Origin of the sequence: Streptomyces sp. NPDC001544, from assembly GCF_042894285.1 — a bacterium.
Classification (GTDB): Bacteria; Actinomycetota; Actinomycetes; order Streptomycetales; family Streptomycetaceae; genus Streptomyces.
Window position 1 is genome coordinate 89,845 of sequence record NZ_JBIAVN010000016.1, and the last position, 20,017, is coordinate 109,861.

7 protein-coding genes (1 of these 7 cut by a window edge) are annotated in these 20,017 nt (G+C 72.0%); all 7 read right to left on the reverse strand.

Annotated features, from left to right (window positions below; translation table 11 throughout):
• On the reverse strand, nucleotides 1-12,017 hold the beginning of the coding sequence (locus tag ACFY0F_RS30985; RefSeq protein ID WP_388801545.1) for an amidoligase family protein. Its footprint begins 26,698 nt before the window's first position; 12,017 of the gene's 38,715 nt are visible here — the first part of the coding sequence; it begins with the start codon at nucleotides 12,015-12,017; the stop codon falls past the left edge of the window.
• A 144-nt stretch (nucleotides 12,018-12,161) separates the two neighbouring features.
• The gene (locus tag ACFY0F_RS30990) at nucleotides 12,162-12,515 is read right to left on the reverse strand and encodes a WXG100 family type VII secretion target (protein WP_388801548.1); all 354 of its coding nucleotides are present in this window, start codon (nucleotides 12,513-12,515) and stop codon (nucleotides 12,162-12,164) included.
• Nucleotides 12,508-12,951 carry a YbaB/EbfC family nucleoid-associated protein gene (locus ACFY0F_RS30995; protein WP_388801551.1) on the reverse strand — a complete coding sequence of 148 codons (444 nt, stop codon included), beginning with the start codon at nucleotides 12,949-12,951 and terminating at the stop codon, nucleotides 12,508-12,510. The genes ACFY0F_RS30990 and ACFY0F_RS30995 overlap by 8 nt, the downstream gene beginning before the upstream one ends.
• A 182-nt stretch (nucleotides 12,952-13,133) precedes the next feature.
• Nucleotides 13,134-14,015 carry a type VII secretion system-associated protein gene (locus tag ACFY0F_RS31000; RefSeq protein ID WP_388801554.1) on the reverse strand — a complete coding sequence of 294 codons (882 nt, stop codon included), beginning with the start codon at nucleotides 14,013-14,015 and terminating at the stop codon, nucleotides 13,134-13,136.
• Between the two features lie 76 nt (nucleotides 14,016-14,091).
• On the reverse strand, nucleotides 14,092-17,790 hold the full coding sequence (locus ACFY0F_RS31005) for a hypothetical protein (RefSeq protein WP_388801557.1): 3,699 nt from the start codon (nucleotides 17,788-17,790) through the stop codon (nucleotides 14,092-14,094).
• 91 nt (nucleotides 17,791-17,881) lie between these two features.
• The gene (locus ACFY0F_RS31010) at nucleotides 17,882-19,285 is read right to left on the reverse strand and encodes a hypothetical protein (RefSeq protein ID WP_388801559.1); all 1,404 of its coding nucleotides are present in this window, start codon (nucleotides 19,283-19,285) and stop codon (nucleotides 17,882-17,884) included.
• A gap of 174 nt (nucleotides 19,286-19,459) precedes the next feature.
• A complete protein-coding gene (locus ACFY0F_RS31015) occupies nucleotides 19,460-20,011 on the reverse strand; it encodes a hypothetical protein (RefSeq protein ID WP_388801561.1) in 552 nt (183 codons plus the stop codon).
• Nucleotides 20,012-20,017 lie beyond the last annotated feature (6 nt).

Genomic DNA, 20,017 nt, shown 5'->3' on the forward strand with positions numbered 1-20,017 from the left:
GCCGGGAACGTCGGCTGCACGGCGGCATGCTGCCCGAAAACCGAGACGAGCGCAGCGGCCAGTTCGTGGTTCGACGGCGCACCAGGAGCACCCCCCAGCAGACCCGCGGCCACGGTGGCCTGGGGAGGCTCAGGGAACTCGGGCCGGCCCGCGTCGGTCACGCCGGAGGCCGGCTCCACGGGTGAGTGCGGGTACGGGATGTACGCCGCGGACCGTGCCCGCTCCGCGTCCGCCGGACTGGCGCCGGGCACGAGATACAGACCCGACTCGCCCGCCACCAACGTATACGGCCGCACCTCCGCCGGACCCAGCGCATCCAGACGGCGCTCCAGCCCGTCCCTGTCGGCCACCCGCCCCACCCAGCCGGTGTCCCCACGCAGGAACCCACCCGCGCGCCGATGGACGAAATCATGCCCGTGCCCGACCCACCCCTCAGCCGGCAGCACCTCACCGGAAGGCAGCTCGATCCACCCCGCCCGGCCCACGGTGTACACCTCGGAACCGCCGCCCACACGTACATCCCCGCCGGCCCGCCGCACCTCGCCCAACGGCACCGTGCCCGGACCACGGCCCACCCGACGCGGCTCCTCCACCCGCACCGGAGCCCCGACGGGCAACCCCGCGGCGAACGGCTCGACATCGATGCCCGGGTACTCGACCAGCCCGCCCGCCACCATCATCCATGCGATGCGCTCACCACGCGCCTTGGCGGTCTCCTTCCGCTGCCACACTCCGGGAAGCAGAGCATGCAACCGCCCCACCGTGGCATCGTCCACGGGCTGGCGCACCTTCCACCGCGCCAACTGCTCCACAACCGCCGCACGGACGCTCTGCAGTTCGTCCGACAACGGCAGATCCTCAGCCGACGGACCGGCGGAGTGCCCGGCGTCGGCCTGTGCGGCCTGGGCCGGTCGTGATACCTGGGCGCCGGGCTGGGTGGTGGGCTGTCCGGGCGTGGTGCTTGCCTGCCCGGTCGCGTGATGCTCGACGACGTCCGGCGATCCGCCGGGCAGTCCGGCGGTCTGCGAGGACCCGGCGGTGTCAGGCGCCTCGTAGGGCAGCAGACGGGCCGCGACCGACTGCTCGCCGAGCCACCAACCGTCACCGTGCGCCTGACCGAACCACTCCTCCCCGTCGCCCTCGGGCAGGTCCAGTGGCGACCGCTCACCCTCCGGATACTCCAGCAGGTCGCGCACGCCGTCGGACAGCCCGACCACGAACTCCTCGTCCGCCCCCGGCCGACGACGCAGCGTCACGCCACGCACCAACTGCCGTATGTCCTCACGGGAGGCCAGGAACCGCATCACGGCCTCCTCCACCATCTGCGGCTGCGCATGCCGGGCGATGACACCGGCCGCAGCGGTCAGCCGCAGGTCCCCGTTGCGGTTGTACAGATCCCGCACCAGGCTGTGCACCACACGTCGGGTGAAGAGCAGAGTCCGCGCACGCCCCGTGACCAGCAGCGGCGCGGAAGCCGGAGCCTTCCAGCTCCCGTCCGTGCCGATACTCACCCCCTCCAGCCGCGGCAGATCCCGCACCTCCTGGAAACCACCGTGCCGCAACAGCACATCCAGCACCGCCGGCGGGAAGGTACGCACCAACACCGAGTTCCGCCTGGCCCGGCCCACCTCCGTCGTCACCCAGAAATCACGCAACGTACCGGCCACGCCATACAAGTCCTGCTGGGTCCTGCCGTACTGAGCACGAATCAGCTCACGGATCTCACCGACCGCCGGATGCCCCGGCACCATCAGAACCGCCGAGTTGGCAACCTGGTCACCCACACGATGAACAGCGAAACCCTCACCGTCCGCGGCAGACCGGAAATCCTCGCCCGGATCCGTGATCCCGTTGTCCCCATCGCTGTACAGACCACCGAACCGGTCGACGATCTCCCACCGCAGAAGGTCACTGGCAGCCGCCCACCCCGGCCCCGACTGCTTCGCCATCTCAGTGAGGAACTCCGCCTGCAACCCCATCGGCCGAGCGGAATTGAACGCCTCACCGATATTGACCAGACTTATCCCCGCATCCTGCGCCCACGCCGCCATCCGCTGCACCGCCAGCAGCCACGGATCCTCGGACCAGTCCGTCAGCCGCAGAACCGCCTCGACGTCCTCACGCGGCACATCGGTGAGCACCACGAAGTACATCTGGCCCCGGAACTCCCTGGCCGCACTGCCGAACTTCTCCCAGAACCCGGCAGACGGCCCGGTATCCGACAGCGGATCACCCTGCCAGACAGCCGACACCAGCAACGGCACCCGGTGGCGCTTCCCCTGATGGCTGTAAGTCCCCTCCGCTATGTCCCAGGTCCCCGGATCCATAAGCCCCGGCTCCGGCCTCGGATCCAGCATGTTCATCAGATACAGATAATGAACCCCATAATCAGGGCCATACCCCGAATAGTCATACGGCTGCCCCGTCGCCGGATCCCGCAAAAACTCCGGCACCTCCGGCGGACTCAACACACCGACAACATCCACACCCAACGTCCGGTCCACCGCCACCTGACCAACATCAGGAACACGAACCGAAGCAAACAGATCACCCAACAACTCATCAGAAGACCCATAAGCAACACCATCGCCAGGCGCCCCACCCAACAACCCCACCCGCGAAGCCGGCCGCCGGCGTAGCCCGACGGGGGCGAAGCCCTGGTCGGGGGAGACGCTGTGCGCGTCGTCCATCGGCGTCGGAGGTGTGGTCTGCCCCTCCGCGGGCGGCGGCTCGATCTTCTCCGTGGGCGGCAACACGGCTTCGTCCACGCCAGGTGCCGTCGGCCTCTCGTCTCCGACGGCGGCGTTGCCGGAGAGGTGCTCGACCGGGTTCCGGGTGGCGTTCTCGGTGAGGTTTCCGATGCCCACGCTGCTGGATGCGTCCCCGCTGTTGAAAGCGTCCCCGTTCGCGGCCTCGTGGGCGCCCCAGAAGTCCGACGGCGGCTTCGGTGCCCACCGGCGGTGGAGGGCGTCGATGAAGTGCTGCCGGAATTCGTCCCTGATGTTCTCGCGCCGGCCCTCGTCGATACGGTGGCCGTCGGCGAGGTGGTCGAAGGATCCGGCTGCGGCGGACAGCATCCGGGTGGCCTCGGCCTCGAAGGCGAAGTGCTCCGGCAGCCGGCGGATCTCGTCGGCCAGGCGGGCGTCCCAGTCCCACATGCGGCCCGTCACCGCGGCAGGGCTGCTGGCGGGCATGCCGAAGACGGTGTCGAACGTGTGCAGGATCCGCTGGTGCCACTCGGACCCGGCCCGGGCCGCGTCGGCCTCGGACAGCTCCTGGCCGGGGTGGTCGCTCTGCCATGCGGCCAGTTGCTCGTCGAACACCGCGCCGGCCGACCGCACCGCGCTCCGACGCGCGTGGTTCCGCAGGATCGACGCGTGGATCCGGTCCTGCCCCGTCACCCGGCTGTGGGCGTTCTTCCAGTCCTCCAGCCGCGTCTGGAGCGGGCCGTCTCCGTTCACGACGGTCCGCTCGAACTCCTCGCTGATCCGGGCGGCGACGTCCTGCTGGAGCGCGCGCAGCAGGGGCGGGGGCACGTCCGGCGGGATGTCGAAGCGGCGCTGGAAGGCCTCGCCGGGCGGCGGAGCGGTCGTCCACGCCTCCGTGGCCGCCTCGACGTCATTCAGGGCGTTCCGGAGCACGGTCTCCCGCGCGGCCTGCACCGCCAGCTTCGCCGGCAGATCCGCCACCACCTGGTCGTATCGCGCCCGCCACTGCGGCAGCAGCTCCTGGGGCGCGGCGGGCAGGGGCTCCATGGAGTCCGCCCACCCGAACACCCTGGTGTACGCGGCGTCCAGGTCGTGGCGGGCGGCGTCCAGTACCAGTCCCAGCCCGGGCCCCGAGACCTCCGTGTCCCAGGCGTTGAAGGCGGTGAGCAGGGTACGGCCGTCGTCGTCGAGGGCGTCCCGGTAGGAACCACCGGCCAGCCCGTCGAGCTCGGACGCCAGGCGGGCATGTTCCCAGAGGTATGCAGCGCGCAGGTCGAAGGCGTCCCACAGGGGGCCGGTGAGGGAGTTCAGCTCGCTCTGCGCCTCCCGGACCCGCTCGTCCAGGGCTTCGGCGGCGTAGGAACCGGCCGGGAACGTCTTGGCGACCGCATGGCCCAACCGCTGCTCGAACCGGGCCGCCGCGTGGTCGTGCACCGCTGCGGCGATCTCCGGGGTCACCTGGAACGGCGCCGCCGGCTGCGGGGTGCCCCACCGGTCCAGCCAGCCTTGGAACCGGTCTTCGAACGCCGCCCGGCCCCGGGCCATCGCCACCTGGCGAACCGCTTCCCGGGCGAAGGTGTCCCCGGTCGCGGCGGCACTGCCGGCCTGGCTCTGGTCCTCCTTCGCCTGCTCCTGGGCCTGGTGGTCCTGCGGCTCCTCGAGCCCTTGGCCGTCGGCCGCCACCGGGCGAACCTCGTCCAGGGGGAATACGACCCCGGTCGCGGCGGAGTCACTGCCGACCCGGCTCTGGTGGTCCTCCCACGCCTGCTCCCGGGCCTGCTGCAGCTGCTGCTCGTCGAGCTCGTGGCGGGTGGCCGCCGCCCACGCGTCGAAGGCATCGTCGAACTCCGCCCGCACGGCGGCCCGCTGCTCCTCCCGCCGGGTCGCTTCCTCGGCCTGCTGCAGCCGCTCCTCGTAGCTGGTGTGCAGCTGCTCCTGGTCCGCCTGCCACGCCGGACGGCGCCAGTCGTCCTCCGCGGCGTGGGAAGGGGCGTCGACGAACCGGCCGGCCGCTTCCTGCGTGTGGGCCGCCTCGCGCGCCTGGACGTAGGCGTCGCGCGCCGCGTCGATCCGGTCGGCGGTCCACCGGGCCATCTCGGGCGACGTCAGCTGCACCTGCTGCGGCGGCCGACCGGCCAGAAGTCCGCGGAAGTCCTCGGACATGCCGTGCCGGGCCTGGGCGGTCTGTGTCAGGGCGGCGGCACGCTCGTCGTACTCCCGCTGCGCTTCCTGGAGCGCCCACGGCCCCTGCTCGGTCAGCCGCTGCCGCAACGGCTGGGTGATCGCCTCCTTCTCGCCCTCGTACCAGGACGTCAGCCGCGGGTCCCAGCGGCCGTCCTTCTGCCACGGGGTTGCCTCTTGATGCTCCTCGAACGCGCGCAGCGCGCCGACCGTCCGCGCCGCCCGCGCCTGAAGCCCCTCGGCCGCCTGCCGCAGCTGCTCCGCCAGCCGGTCCTGTTCGGCCGTCCGGTCCTCCGCGGAGTCCAGCGCCGCCCGGTCGGCGGTGTAGCGGTCCCGCAGCTCCTCCAGCCGGTTCCGGTACCACTCGTGGGTCCGGGTGTCCCAGGTCGCGCGTCCCCTGACCAGGTCCTGCGGACCCGACGGCCCCCTCGTCCGCAACGCCTGGTGGAACGAGGACTCGGCGGCCACCCAGTCGGTGCGGGCCTGGGCGAGCTCCTGCCGGAACCGCTCCACCACGTCGGACGGCGCCTGGAGCGCTCCCTCGAGGTCACCGGCCGAGGCCGTGACGGCCGGGTCCGCCGCGGCCATCACGGCGTCGTGGAAGTCGTTCCTCAGCTGGGTGACCCGGGGGGTGGTGCTGAACTTGTCGGGCCGCAGAAGGGGCGGCAGGGACGACTCGACCTGCTCGTGGAAAAGCCTTTGGGTGGTCTGGTGCGCGGCCAGGTCCGCGTCCGCCCGGCGCAGCCGCTCCTCCAGCTGCTCGTGCAACTGCTCCTGCGAGTGGTCGCCCAGCGGGACCTGCCGGCCGTCGGCCGGCGGCGCGGTCCGGGCGTCCGCGTACCACTCGCGGAGGGCGCCGACGTGCTGCGCCGCGTCGACGTTCCCGAGGCGCGGGAAGGCCTCAAAATGCGTCTGGAACTCGCGGTAGGCCTCGTCACGGGTTTCCAGCCCGTCCCGCAGCGCGTCCAGCTCCGCCGCCGCCCGCTCGTCGGCCGCCGCCCGGGCCGGCGAGACGTGCGGGGCGGTCTGCTGCGGTGCGGGCGTGGCGGACTGCTGCGGTTCGGACGTGGCGGGCCGCTGCGGCTGTTCCCGCACCGTCTCGTGGGGTGCGGTCTGCCCGGGGTGCTGCGCGGGCAGTTGTGCCATCTCCTGCTGCCCACCGGGGGCGGCGGCGGTCTCCTCGGGCGTGTGCTCGCCGGAGGTCGGAACGGTCTCGGTCGCGGTGTGCTCGTCCGCCGGCGAGAAACGGAACGGGTCCCGGTTGATGTCGAGCTGCGGGTAGCGGAGAGTCCAGGTCGGACGGCTCCGCCAGTCCTGGTACGCCGCCTCGTGGGCCTGTGCTTCGTCCCGCAGGGCCTGCCACCGGCCGCGGGTCTGCTCGACCAGTCCCGCCCGGATCTGTGCGGTCTCCTCCGGCGTACCTTCCTGCCGTGCCTCGTTCCAGGCCTGGGTGAAGTCGCTCCGCAGCTCGGCCACGCCACGCTCGTAGAACTGCCTGGCCTGCGCCGAGTCGAACCTGTGCGGATCGAGCCCGACCGTCTGCTGGAGATCCTCCAGCACGGACTGCCTGGTCTCCCGGTCACCGAAGGTGTCCCGCAACTGCGCACGCCACGCCGCGGCCTCCGCGGCCGTCCGCTGCTGTACGCGCTGCTCGTGCGGCGACTGCTGTGCGAACTCCTCCCACCGCTCGCGCAGTCCGTTGCCGAACGCGTCGCCACCGGCCTTCTCCGACTCCAGCCACGTGTCCAGGTCGCGACGGGCCGGACCGAAGTGCTCGTGGTACTGCTTTCCGGTTTCGCTCCGGTAGTCGTCGGCCAGCTTGCCGAACGTCTCCTCCTTCATGGCGAAACGCCTGGCGGCCCGGTCGGTGAGCTCGTGCACCCCGGACGATATGTCGTGCAGGTCCCCGGCGGCGTTCCGAAGCGCCTGCTCGGCACCCTGCTCGAACGCCACCCGGTGCGGCGCCGACTCCAGCGCCGGCTCGTACACCAGCCGCCTGAACTGGTCCTGACGCACCGCCAGCTCGTGTTCCGGCCAGGCGCCCTCGTCGGGCCGGCCGACCACCTCGCGGTAGCCGTCGGTGAGTTCCTCGCGCACCCCGTCGCGCGCCCGGTTCGCCGCCGCTTCGTCCCCGGACAGGTCCCGCAGCCGGGCGTCGGCTCGCCGCAGCCATCCCTGCAGACCGGCCTGGTGCTCGTACCGCGCCCGCAGCTGGCCCTGCATCGCGGCGTCGGCCTCGCGCAGCCTTTCGGTGTACGCCACCCACTGCTCGCTGGAGGTGTCCTTCGGCGCGAGGCCCTCGAGTTCACCGCGGGCCCGGTCCCGAACGGCGTCCCCGTACTGGTCCAGCACCTTCGTGTCGTCGACACCGTCGAAGTCGTCCGGGTGCGCAGTCCGCTGCCGCCACTGCGGCTTGAACGCGTTGACCACCCGCTCGGCCTGCGTGCGGACGCTCGCCTCCGCGGACTCGGCCCGCAGCCGCCCGTGCCAGCGGTCGAGCACGTCGTCCGCCAGCCGCTCGAACCGCGGGCGGTTGGCACGCCACTCGGCCTCCGGCAGGCGGCGTACCTCCGGCCCGTCAGGTCCCGGCAGCCGCTGCGTGGACTCCTCGAAGTCCCGGGCGAACTCGTCGCGCAGCTCCTCCAGCCGCTCCCGGCTGGTGCCGGTGAGCCGTCCGGCGAAGTCGAAGCCGTTCGCGGCGTGCTCCGCCGCCTCCAGCCGCGCCCGCAACCCGTTGGTCAGCTCGTCGATCCCCTGCCCGGCCCGCTGATGGATCCCGTCCCAGTCGGACGGCACGATCCTGCCCTCGTCGGTCCGCGGGACCCCTTCGGCCGCCTTGTAGACCTCGTTCGCGGCCGCCTCGGCGAAATCCGACCGCACCCTGGCCTCGTCGGCCGGTGACAGTCCCGACGGCCGGTCGGGTGCGGTGTCGAAGGCGTGCTCCGCCGACATCCGGGCGCTGTCCGCCGCTGCCGCGAGTTCGAACTCGTCGGGCAGGCCGCCCACCAGAGCATCGAACCGCTGCGCGAATTCCGCTGGTGCGATGTCGCCGCGCTGCAACTCCTCCAGGTCCGCCTGCCACCGCTGGTTGAACCGGGTCTCCACCCGCTCCCGCCACGTCGGACCGCCCCGACCGGCCCGCGCCTGCTCGTGCACCAGTCCGTTCGCGAGGGTGTCCACCGACAGGTCGTGCTCGACACCGTCCAGCCGGGACGACAGGTGCTCCCTGACCCGGTCCACGCCGGGGAGTACCGCGGCGCCCCCTTCGGGTTCCCCGTCGGCACCGCGCGGCCGGCTCTCGTGCAACGCCGTCCGGTAGGCGTCCGTCACCGTGCCCACCAGCTCGTCCGGCACGCCCAGCCCCCGCGCCCACCCCTCCGGGCCGGCGTCCTGTTCCTGGCGGATCATTCCCCGCGCGACTTGGTCCAGGGACAGGTTGTGGCCGAGGCCGTCGAGGTGGTCCGAGAGCTGCTCGATCAGGTGCTGCTCGTTCGGGATACCGCCGTTGCCGGCCGCCGGCCGCCCGTCGGCGTCGCCCGCCCGGTCCGGTCCGGTGCCGCGTGCCGCGGCCCGATAAGCGTCGGCCACCGGCGCGACGAGTTCCTCGGGCACGAGCTGCCGTGCCCAGGTCTGCGGATCCGGCCGCCCCGCGCCCGGCACACCGTGGATGTTCTCGCCCCGTACGTAGTCCACCTGGGCGGCGTTGAGGGCCTCGTCGGCCTTCTGCTGCTGCCAGAACTTCTGGTGCTCCCGCGACAGCCGGCCCTTGAGGGTGTGTGTGGTCTCCTTGTGCGCCGCTTTGAACCCGTCGACGCGCGTCTGGTCGTCCGGAGAGAAGACGTACGCCCGGCCCCGCGGCCCGGGCCCGGACGGCGGCGGCATCTCACCGCCCGCCGCATCATGGGGGGCCTGCTCGTGGGCGGCTCCGTCGTGGGCGGCCTGGTGACGGGTGGCCTGCGTGCCGTCCTCGGGGCCGGTGTGTTCGGGGCGGGGGTGTTCGGGGACGGGGTGTTCGGCGTTCGCCGTGGATCCAGTGTCGCGAAGCTGATCGGCCACGGGCTCCGGGGAACGCGCCGGCGGCCGGGCTGACGGAGCGGGTGTCGCGGGCGCCCCCTCCGCGGCCGTGGCCGTGGCTCCCTCGGCCGCCTCGGGGCGCTGCTGCTGTGCCGGGAGCCGGCTCTCGGTCGTCGGGCGCGAATGTGCCGTGGACTGCTGCTGGACCGCGGGCCGTTGCGGCGTAGTGGATTCGGCGGTGGTTCGCGTCGGGGTTCCGGCGACGGCGGTCTGCTCCGTACCTCCGCCGGGCACGGTGTTCCGGCCCCCGGAGCGGGCCGGGCCTCCGGCCGTCATCTGGGTGGGGCCGCTCTCGGTGGCCGGCCGTGGTGTCGCCGTCGGCTCACCTGCCAGGGCCTGGTCGACCGGCCTGGCCGGCTGCCGCTGCGCCGGCCCGGGGCCGAGGGGCGCCTGCTCACGCGGGGGCTGCGACGCGTGCGTCGGCTGCACGACAGTCGGCTCGGTGCTCCGCATGCCACCGGTGGCCGGCTCGACCACGCCCCGGCCCGTCGGGGCGGCCCCGGTGTACGGAGCGACCACGGGCTGCTGGGCAGTCGGTTCCTCGGAGCCGGTCCGGTCGGCACCGGTACGGGGTTCCGTCGCTTCACCGGAGACATGTCCGGGCGCCGGTGCAGCGGTTGCCTGTTCGGGTCCGGACTGCGGTGCCTGCACACCGTGTTCGGGCTCGGGCACCGGACCGGGCACGGACTCCTGTCCCGCAGGCGCGGACGCGTCCTGACGTCCCTGCGCCCCCTCGACCCGCCCGGTCGACCCCACCGGAGCCGGCTCATGACCGGACCCCGACCCCACCGGAGCCTGTTGCCCGGCCTCGGGCTGCGACCGCTCCGGCACCACCCCGTGGGCCGGGCCACCGGCCGCCTGCCCATGTGCCGGCATGGGCGCGGCCGACGCCGACGACTGCTCCGGCCGCCCGGTCGGCCCAACCGGAGCCGGCTCACGCCCGGACCCCGACCCCACCGGAGCCTGTTGCCCGGCCTCGGGCTGCGACCGCTCCGGCACCACCCCGTGGGCCGGACCACCGGCCGCCTGCCCATGTGCCGGCATGGGCGCGGCCGGCGCCGACGACTGCTCCGGGCCGCTCCGGACCTCGGCCGGCTGCCCGGACACAGGGACCTCCCCGACACCGTGCGGGGCGGCTCCGGTGGCCTGCGGGGCGGCGGGAGCCTCGGTCAGGGGGAGTTCCTGGCCGTGGCCGAGCGGCTCCGTGACAACCGTCCGGGGCGCCTCGGGGGCGTCCACCGGATGTGCCAGGTTCTCCGTGCCCGTCTGCGTGGGGGTCTGCGACCGGTCCACCTCCGTCACCCAGTCGTCGACCGAACGACCGGGGGAGGCAGCGGCGAGGTCGTGTTCGCGCAACGCGTTCTCGGTGAGGCCGCTGCCCGCTTCACTCGGCGGCCCGGGTCGCTCGGTCGACACCTGTCCCGGGGCGTCCGGAGCGCCGTGGCCCGACGTACCGCCCTGCTCTGACGGGTCCGCGACACCGAAGGGCTCGGTCCTCCCCGGCGTCTCGAAGCCCGGCAGCTCCCGCGCGGTCGCGGGCGGTGCCTCGAAGCCCGGCAGTTCTTGCGGCCGGGCCGGGAAGCCCGTTGAACCGGCGCTCCCTCGCGGAGCGGCGGCACCGCCCCGGGCGCCGGGAAGCTCCTGCCCGTCCCGGCCCGCGCCGGTCCCGAACCGCTGCTCCCAGGCACCCGGCGCGATCAGCGTCCCGTCGTCCGACCCGATGCCCGAGACCGAGCGGTCGTCGTTGAACGACAGGGTGTCAAGATCGGACACGTCGTCATGTGCGGGACGTTCCCCGCCGCTCCCGGCGCCCCGGCTCAACTCACCGCCGGCACCCTCCTCGCCCGGGTGGGAGGAGGTGAGCGGGGTACCGCCCTCGCCCGCGAACCCGGTGAGGTCCGTGTGACCACCACGGGCCTGGTCGACGGCTCCCCCCGTCGACCCGACCGGGGACTGCGGTGCCCCGCGCCCCGCCTGGACGCTGTCCTCGGGCAGTGGCAGGCCGTTGTACTGACGTCCGCCGGGGTACTCCGGCGGCTCCTCACCCCTGCCGGGGTACATCGGCAGCTCGTCGCCCCCCTCCCGGGCCAGACCGCCGTAGCCGTCGGCGCCCTTGTCGCCCTTGGCGCCAGGGCCTGCGCCCGCCCCGGTGCCGGCACCCCCCGCCACTTCACCCTTCAGGTCCGGCGCTTTGTCGCCCAGCCCCGGAACCTCGATGTCACCGTCGCCCCGCGCCCCGGCACCGCCCTTACCGCCACGCAGCGTGCCGATGTGGCCGATCGCACCGCCCACGGCCCCGGCCAGCGCGCCGAGCCCCGGGTCGCCGTCGATCCCGTACGCCAGGTCGGTGAGCTCCATGCCCAGCGCGCCGGCCGCCGCGCCGACGCCCATCTTGCCCACCAGGGACGCCAGGAGCGCCGGCGCCGCCGCACCGGCGCCCGTGAACATCAGCCCGGCAACGGCACCGTTGATGGCGCCCGCGCCCAACGCCATCTTGGTGGCGTCGAAGTCCCAGTTGGTCCGGTGCGCCTCACCGGCCTGGCCCATCTGGATCAGCTGGGCGATCGCGTCCATCAACCCGGCCATGGCCACGTTGATCGCCACCGCCGCCAGCAGCCGCGTCAGAATCATCCTGATCGCCGCGGTGCCCGCCGCCACGATGCCCGGCACCGCCTCCGGCGCCCACCAGGCCAGGAAAGCGATCTGCGCCGCCATCCAGGCCAGCATCTCCAAGATCATGATCTTGGAGTACTGGACCTGGAGCCCCATGTTCTTGGCCAGGTTCGCGAGTTGGTCACCCGCGTCGGCGAGCGTCGGCAGATCCTTCTTCAGCTTCGTCAGGTACGCCTCGAACGCGTCCGCCGCCGGCCCCGAAAGTCCCGCCCGCACCTGCTCGATGGCCGGATCGAGGTCGGCCGCGAGCTCCCGTATCGCCTTCGCGAAGTCCTTGTGTGCCGTGTCCAGTTCCCACAGCTTGTCCTCGTCGCCCTGCGGCCACCCGCCTCCGGCGAGTTTGGCGACCCACTGCAGCCCGGAAGGCAGATTGATGCTCATGAGTCGACAACCACCACAAACAGGACTAGGCAGGGGAAGGAGGAAGACGGGGGAAGTTCAGCGGCGACCGCGCGATGGCGGCGCGGCACGGCGCCGCGCCGGCGAGCGGTGTGCGGTGTGCGGTGTGCGGTCGTTGTCGAAGCCTCAGGCGCCCATGCCGGTCCCCAGGTTCGTCGCGGTGTCGGTCGCGTTCTGCTCGACCTGCTCGTAGGCGTTCACCATGTCCTGCACCTGTTCCGTGGCGCCCTTGAGCACTTTCGCGCCCTGCACCGCGGCGTCGATGGCGTTCTCGTGCGGGTCCCAGTACTTCTCGTGGAACTTCTTGCCGGACTTGTCGTCGCCCCAGCAGTCACCCAACTCGTTGGAGCGGTCGACCAGGTCACGTCCCGCCTGGTCCAGCCTGCGCCAGATGCCCTCGAGGGTCCCGATGGCTTGCCTGATCTGCTCTGTGTCGACCCGGACGACGTCACCCGAGGACGGCTGCTGCTGCTCACTCACCGCGACTGTCCCCCTGCGTCCCTCGGTACCCGTGGTCCACGTAGTCCTTCACTGCCTCGGGCATGGGGAGTTCCTCCGGCAGGAACGCGCGGGGGTCGAACTTGCCCTCCAGCAGGTCGGCGAGGGGAATCCCTCCGGGCATCGCCGCGGTCACGGTCTCGGTCACCTTCTTGAGCGCCTGGGCACGGGCCTTGTCGACGGTGGCCTGGATGACCCTGGCCAGATCCTTGGGCGCCATGTTCCGGTAGGCGCCGGTGGGGAAGTCCAGTTCCGTGATCTGCCCCTGGGCCCCCACCGTGACCCGCACCACCTGTCGGGGTGCCATCGCCGTCGCCGTCACCGCGTTGATCTGCTGACGTGACTCGAACGCCTGATCGCGCTGCTTGCGGTAGTCCGCCAGCAGCTCCTCGATCTGCTGATCGTATGGAGACGACATCCCGGCCCTCCCGGACAACACGTGGATTCGAATGCTTCGGAAGGTCAAGTGAACCTGCTGACGGGCGCACCACCATGGTCACGGGCGGATGATGGACCTCCTGTACAGCGGGTTCTGCCTTCGTATCCGCATCCGCCCCGTGCTGGTGCGCGCCGCGCCGCCGGACGGCCCCCGCTACAGCGTTACAGCAGACCACCCGTGTCCACGGTCGTCGTCCCGTCGGCCGTTCCTCGGTGCGTCTTCCGCGCGGTTTCCAGGCCAGGTGCCTCCGGGGCAGGGGCAGCGGAGGCGCCGGTCGCACCGTTCAGCATGCCGTCCACGGAGCCGTACCAGCTGTTCTCCCCCTCCATCCGGGCCGCGGCCTCGACCGCCTCGCGCAGCGGGCCGGACTCGACCGTCATGCTGACCGGCCCCGAGGGGTTCAGATAGAGCAGATGCCCCTCGGGGATCTGGTCGAGAAGCTCGGGGATCTTCATCGGCTTGAACGACAGGCGTCCCGCCGCATGCAGATGGTCGGGCGAGGTGAACACCGGGACGATGGGCGTCTCGTCGTCCGGTGCGACCGCGGACAGCAGTCCCCCGCCCGGCGCGAGGAACACCGCCACCTCAGCGGTGGCCAGGGTGTGGGTCACCGTCTCCGCCGGACCGTAGCCGGTGGCGGCGAGTTGCACCGCGTCGTCGACCGGGTCGGTCGGATCGGGCCAGCCCATGGCCTTGGGAGAGGGCTGGTACTCCTCGTTGTCCTGCCATTCGACGATCTCGCCGTCGAGGTCCGACCGCCACTGGCCGACGAGGGCCCAGTTCGGCGGCGTTCCCTCACCCGACCAGGTCGGATCGACAAGGCCGAGCCAGTGGTCGGGGGCCTGCCGGGCCGCCTCGCGGATGTGGTCCGGGACCGGTGGTATGTCGCTCTCCGCGGCTTCCGGCTCCTGTTGCTCCGGAGGGACGGCCTGTCCGGTGCCGGCCCCGGAGGGCGCCGTGGTCTGCTGCGACACCGGCACGGTGGGGATGACCGGCTCGGACTGACCGCCCGCCGCGTCCTCCCCGTTCGACTTGCTGCTCATCGTTTACGTCTCTCTCGTCTCTCGTTGCTTCCAGGGTGCGCCTGAACGGCCCGGGCGTCCGCCCGTCCAGCGGGCGTCAGCCGAACACACTCGAGCCTTGTCCGGCGCCGCCCCAGACGTTCTCCTCCTGGCGCAGCAGATCGGCGACGCTCGTCTTGCCGTCCTGGTCCCGCTTCTTGCCCTTGCGCCTGCCCGCGTCCTCGTCCTCGTCGTCTTCGTCGACGGCGGAGCTCCGGCGGCGGGTGTTTTCCGCAGGCGGTTCCTCGGGCTCGTCGATCGCGCACGACAGCTCCACCGGAATGCCGCCGCCTGACGCCTTCGGCCGCCAGGCCGGCCGTGCCGGCTCGGTGAGAGCCTGGTCGGCGGTGACCGCCCGGGCGATGGCGTACGCACCGGCCATGACGGAGGTGGCGGCGGCCGCCTCCTGCCGGGCCGCCTCGGTGCCCGTGCCGGTGCCGGTGCCGGTGTCCGTCTCCTGCCCGTCCCCCCCGAGCAGGGGGAACAGTGAACCGGCCGAGACGTCCCAGCTCGTCGGGTCGTCCGCCGCGGGTGCCTCGGCGGCCGGGACGTGGGGGACGTGCTCCTGGTGGACGGGCTCCTGGCGGGCGGTCGCCTGTTCGCCCTGCGCCTGCGGCTCCCCGGCCGGAGCGGCCGGTGTCTGGTAGGCGGTCGCGGCCTGGTGCGCGGGCGCCGCGACCTCGGTGTGCACGGGGAGCTGCGCCCCGGGTGCGGGAAGGGCCTCCTCGGCCGGGGGGTGGACGCCCGCCGGGTCGGCGGCAACAGGCGGCTGTGCGGCGGCCACTGGGGTCGTCGACGGCTGTATGACGGCCGCTGCCTGCGGCATGTCCCACGCCGACTGCGAAAGACCCTGGGACGGCTCGGCGCCCGGCGCGCCGGGCTGCCCGGCCGGCCACTCGGCATCGCCCCACAGCGCCGCCGGGGTGCCTTCGGCCTGCTCGCTCCGTTCACCGCGCTCGCCGCGGCTGCGGCTGCTCGTTCCGGTACCGCCCGTGGACGCCCCAGGTCCCAGGAACGGCAGCACCGCCGGGAATCCCGCGGCGGACTGCTCGGCCTGCGCTGCGTACGGCTGCTCCTGATCCGGCTCCCCCGCCACCGACGGCGGCCATGCCGCGGTGGCCGCGGGATGGCCGACTCCGACGCCGTCGCCGAGGCTCAGGTACGCGTCACCGGGCGACGCACCGTTCGGCGACCCGACGGCCGGACCGTCCGCCGTCGGGGTGCCCGCCCATGGCTCGCCCGTGGTGAACAGCAGTCCGGACGCGTCGGAACGCTGCTGCTCGCGTTCGCCGCCCGCCGCTCCGGCGCCCATCCCGCCCATCGGCATCATGGGCATCATCGGCGTACCGGCGGCGCTGCCGGCGCTTTCCGCACCGTCCGCACTGTTGGCGCCGTCCGCCATGTCGGCCCCGTCGGCGGTCTGCGGCGACGGCCCTCCGGCCACCAGGTGGTCTGCACCGTCACCCGGCAGGTTCAGCCCAGGCCCACCGGCCCGGGCACCGCCGACGACGTCGGCGGTGGGATCCGCGGCATCCGCCGTGTGAGCCCAGGGACCGGTATCACCGCCCAGCAGACCGGACGCGTCGGACCGCGCGCCCTCCTGCCCGCCGGCACCGCCACCCATGCCCCCCATACCGCCCATCGGCATCATCGGCATCATCGGCATCATCGGCGTACCGGCGGCACCTCCCGGGGCCGTGCTGCCCGGATACGCGTTCGCACCGTCGCCAGGAAGCCCGGCGGCATCGGTCGGCATGTCGGACAGCCCCGGAACCCCGTCTCCCACGCCGGTCGACGGGAAACCGGCGACATCCGCCGATCCAGCCGATCCACCGGGCAGCCCGGGCACCGCCAGGTCTTCTCGACCCGGCAGGTGCAACCCGGGCCCACCGGCACCGACACCGCCGGTCACCTCACCGGGCGTGTCACCGCCCAGGTCGGACGAGCCGGTCCACGGAGTGACATCGCCGCCCAGCAGACCGGACGCGTCGGACGGCGCGCCCTCCTGCCCGCCGGCACCGCCACCCATGCCCCCCATACCGCCCATCGGCATCATGGGCATCATCGGCGTGCGACCGGCACCGTCGAGGGCCGTGCTGCCCGGGAACGCATTGACACCGGCGCCAGGAGCCCCGGCGGCATCGGTCGGCATGTCGGACAGACCCGGAACCCCGTCTCCCACACCGGTCGACGGGAAACCGGCGACGTCCGCCGTTCCGCCCGACAACCCGGGCGCGTCGGTGGACAGGCCGGCCGACGGGAAACCGGAGACGTCGGGGACCGAACCCACACCGGTGCCCGGGGCCGCGATGCCGTCGGTGTTCACATCGGGCAGGCTCGTGTCCGGGAACCCGGCGATGTCGGCGGTACCCGGTGCGGTGGGCGAGCCCTGACCGGTCGCTCCCGGAGCGTCCAGGCCCAGGTCTCCGGGAAACTTGGCAGGCGCGTCCAGCGTGCGGGGCTTGGCGCCGGTGTTGCCGGTTCCGGGCGAGGTCAGGCCCGCGCCCAGCGGGAAGGGGGCGACCTCGGGCATCGGAGCGCCGGTGCCCTGGCCGTTGGGGTTGAGCGCCGCGTCCATGGCCGGGTCCAGCTGCCCCGTGGAGGGCATGTTCGCCGGGTCGCCACCAAGTGACGTATCACCGGTGAACGCGTTCGGGCTCAGACCCGGCCCGTTGTCCAGGGGCGCGCCCGAGCCGAGATCGGATGCGTCGAAGGGCGCCGGGGACACGGTCGCGTTCTTGATGCCGGGGCCGCCCGCGGTCGAGCCCGGGGCTCCCGGGTCCGTCGCGTTCGGTGAGAAGGAGCCCGGGTCCGTGGGGTCCAGCGTCCCGGTGCCGGGCGTCAGACCGGTGTTCGGGTAGTCGGTCGGGGCGGCGACGTCCTGGGGCGAGTTCCCGCCGTAGTTCGGTATGCCACCTCCGTTGTACGGCATTCCGTCGCCGGTGTACGGCGCTCCGTCACCGTAGTTCGGTACGCCACCGCCGGTATACGGCATCCCGTCGCCGGTATAAGGCATACCGTCACCGGTGTACGGCATTCCGTCGCCGGTATAGGGCATGTTGTCGGACGGGGAGTTCGCCGGGTTGGTGGGGGAGGTCGGCTGGCTGACGGAGTCCTTGGTGACCTTGTAGTGCTGGGACAGGGCAACGAGCACACTCCGCATGTCGTTGCCCATCATCTCGACGATCTTCTTGTTGGCACTGACCCGGACCAGGCCGTTGCTCATCAGAAGGTGCGGATTGATCGCCAGCGCCTGTTGGGCGTACCACGCGTTGATGTCGTTGATCTTCGCCTTGGCCTCGCGCAGATGCTGGGCGTTGTCCGCCAGTTGCTGCGGGACGTTGTAGTCGCCGGTGACGCCGCCCGACAGCGTGTCGGACATGTGCTGCACCTGCGTCGAGAGCCCGGCCATGGCTGTTCTCAGGGTTGACGCCGCCTCACCCTGCCACGGTCCGTTCTCGCCCGTCAGTTGGTCGGTCTGGTCCTTCAGGACCTGAGCGACCTCCTCCAGCACCTGCTGCGTGTAGTAGAAGGTGTTGGCCGCCTGCTGGACGGTCTCCGGATCGGAGAACTGCTTGGCCTGCTCCTGATTGTGACTGTCGGCGACATAGGCGGCGCCGCCGTTGATGGCCGCCATGATGTGCTTCCAGTCCCAGCTGCTGTAGTCACCGCTGGTGTCTCCGTCTTTGGTGGCCCAGACACCGTCCTGGCCCTCGGAGAAGCCAGGGACGTCACTGCTCTTGTTACCGCCGGCCATGGCCCCGCGTTTCCCTCCACCCGACGCTCGCGTCGATCCCAGGTCTACTGCATGCGCTGGCCCGGCCGGTCACGAGGCGGGCGCCAGCCGTCTAGAAGCCGGGCAGTACCGCCGGCTCCGGCTCCGCCGGACTGTCCGGAGTGACCCCGGGCTGCTCCGGCCCTTTGGACACCGACATCGACCATCCCACTATCGTGGGCTGCGGCGGGGGATCGAGCGCGACCCCGGACTGCTCCGGGCCTTTGGACACCGACTCCGACACCCCCACCAGCGTGGGCTGCGGCGGTGACGCCACCCCAGGCTGCTGCTGCCCCGGCGTCACCGCGGGCTGACGGTCATACGCAACCCCGGCCTGCTGCTCCTCCGGCGTCAACGCCGGCTGACGGTCGTACAGAACCCCAGGCTGCTGCTCCCCCGACGTCACCGCCGGCTGACGGTCATACGCAACCCCGGCCTGCTGCTCCTCCGGCGTCAACGCCGGCTGACGGTCGTACAGAACCCCAGGCTGCTGCTCCCCCGACGCCCCGGCGGGGGCAGGGACCGCCATCCTGAACTGGGGCTGTCCCCCGTGGCCCTGTGAACCCTGGGACCCAGGCGCGTACCCGTTGCCCGAGCCCCCGTACCCGCTACCCGCACCCCCGTACCCGCTACCCGCACCCGCGTACCCGTTGCCCGAGCCCCCGTACCCGCTACCCGCACCCCCGTACCCGCTACCCGAACCCGCGTACCCGCTGCCCGAGCCCGACGCGTTACCCGTCGCCCCGTTGTAGCCCGTCGTCGAGTAGTCACCCGTCGCCGTCGGCGTTCCACCGGTCGTCGCCGGATTGTTGGGTGGTGTCGGCTGGGAGATGGAATCCTTGTTGATCTTGTAGTGTTTCGCCAGGGCGACGAGGACCTGCCGCATGTCGTCGGTCATCATCTTGACGATCTTCTCGTTGGCGCTGACCCGGACCAGGCCGTTGCTCATCACGAGGTCCGGGTCGATCCGGGCGGCCTCCTTGGCGTACCAGTTGTCGATGTCCTTGACCTTGGCGATCGCCTCGTAGAGGTGTTGCGCGTTGTTCGCGAGCTGCTGAGGCACGTTGTTGTCGCCGGTGACGCCGCCCGAAAGCACGTCGGCCATCTGGAGCGTCTGCCGCCCGAGCCCGGAGATGGCGGAGCTGAAAGCCGTCGCCGCCTCTCCCTTCCAGAACCCGTTCTCACCGGTCACACTTTCGGCCAGGCCGACCAGGTCATCGCCGACTTCCTTCAGCACCTCCTGCACGTACCAGAAGGTGTTGGCCGCGTTCTGGACGGTCAGCGGGTTGGAATAGCCCGCTGCCTTCTGCTCGAGGTCGGAGCCCGTGTAGGCCGCGCCACCGGTGATCGCGGCCATGATGTGCTTCCAGTCCCAGTTGCTGTAGTCGCCGCTGGTGTCACCGTTGGCGTCGGCGAAGACGCCGTCCTCTCCCTCGGTGAAACCAGGGACGTCACTGCTCTTGCTGCCGTCGGCCATGCTTCCGCGCTCCCGTCGCGCAACGCCAATAACGCGCAACGCCACTTCATGGACGTTGCGCTGCCACATCACTCACGAGGCGCCCCGCCAGGTACGGGGCGCCGTTGTCCGTCATTCCGCGCGGCCGCCGAGGGCCGGTCGATCGGCGCTGTGTGCCGACGGCGTCGACTTCGATCAGAGCTGATCCTGCTGCAACGCCTGGAGCTCCGTCTGCGCCGTCGTGATCAGGGTCCGCAGTTCCTCGCCCCCCTTCTGGTTCAGTTCCTCGATCGTGGAGTACTTCGTGGCCAGCGTCCGGAGGTTCTTCGCGGTGTCCATCAGTGCCGTACGCAGGTCATGGAGGGCCTCGGTGTAGTTCGGCCGCAGACCCTTGTCGCCGGTCACCGCGGCCTTGAGTTCCTCGGCCTCCTTGAAGGCGCCGGGCGCGATGTCCGCGAGATTCTCGACCTTGGTCCTGGCGGTACCGATGATCTCGGCCAGCTGGTCCAGATTGTCGGCGTAACTCTTCAGCACGGCGGTGTCGACCTTTACGTCGCCGGTCCCGTCCTTGGAGGTCGAGGACACCGACAACGCGGGGAGCGCGGGCAGCGGCGAATGGTCGATCGTCCCCTGGCTGCTGTCGGAGTACGTGCCGCCGCTGTACTGCTGCGGTTCCTTGGACTGGCTTACCGCCTGCTCGTGCGCCTTCTGGTTGTCGCTCTTGCTGTAGGTGCTCTGATCACCCACCGTGGG

Coding starts and splice junctions, on each gene's coding strand:
- ACFY0F_RS30995 (WP_388801551.1), bottom strand. CDS start 12,951: ATGTCGTCTCCATACGATCAGCAGATCGAGGAGCTGCTGGCGGACTAC.
- ACFY0F_RS31000 (WP_388801554.1), bottom strand. CDS start 14,015: ATGAGCAGCAAGTCGAACGGGGAGGACGCGGCGGGCGGTCAGTCCGAG.
- ACFY0F_RS31005 (WP_388801557.1), bottom strand. CDS start 17,790: ATGGCCGGCGGTAACAAGAGCAGTGACGTCCCTGGCTTCTCCGAGGGC.
- ACFY0F_RS31010 (WP_388801559.1), bottom strand. CDS start 19,285: ATGGCCGACGGCAGCAAGAGCAGTGACGTCCCTGGTTTCACCGAGGGA.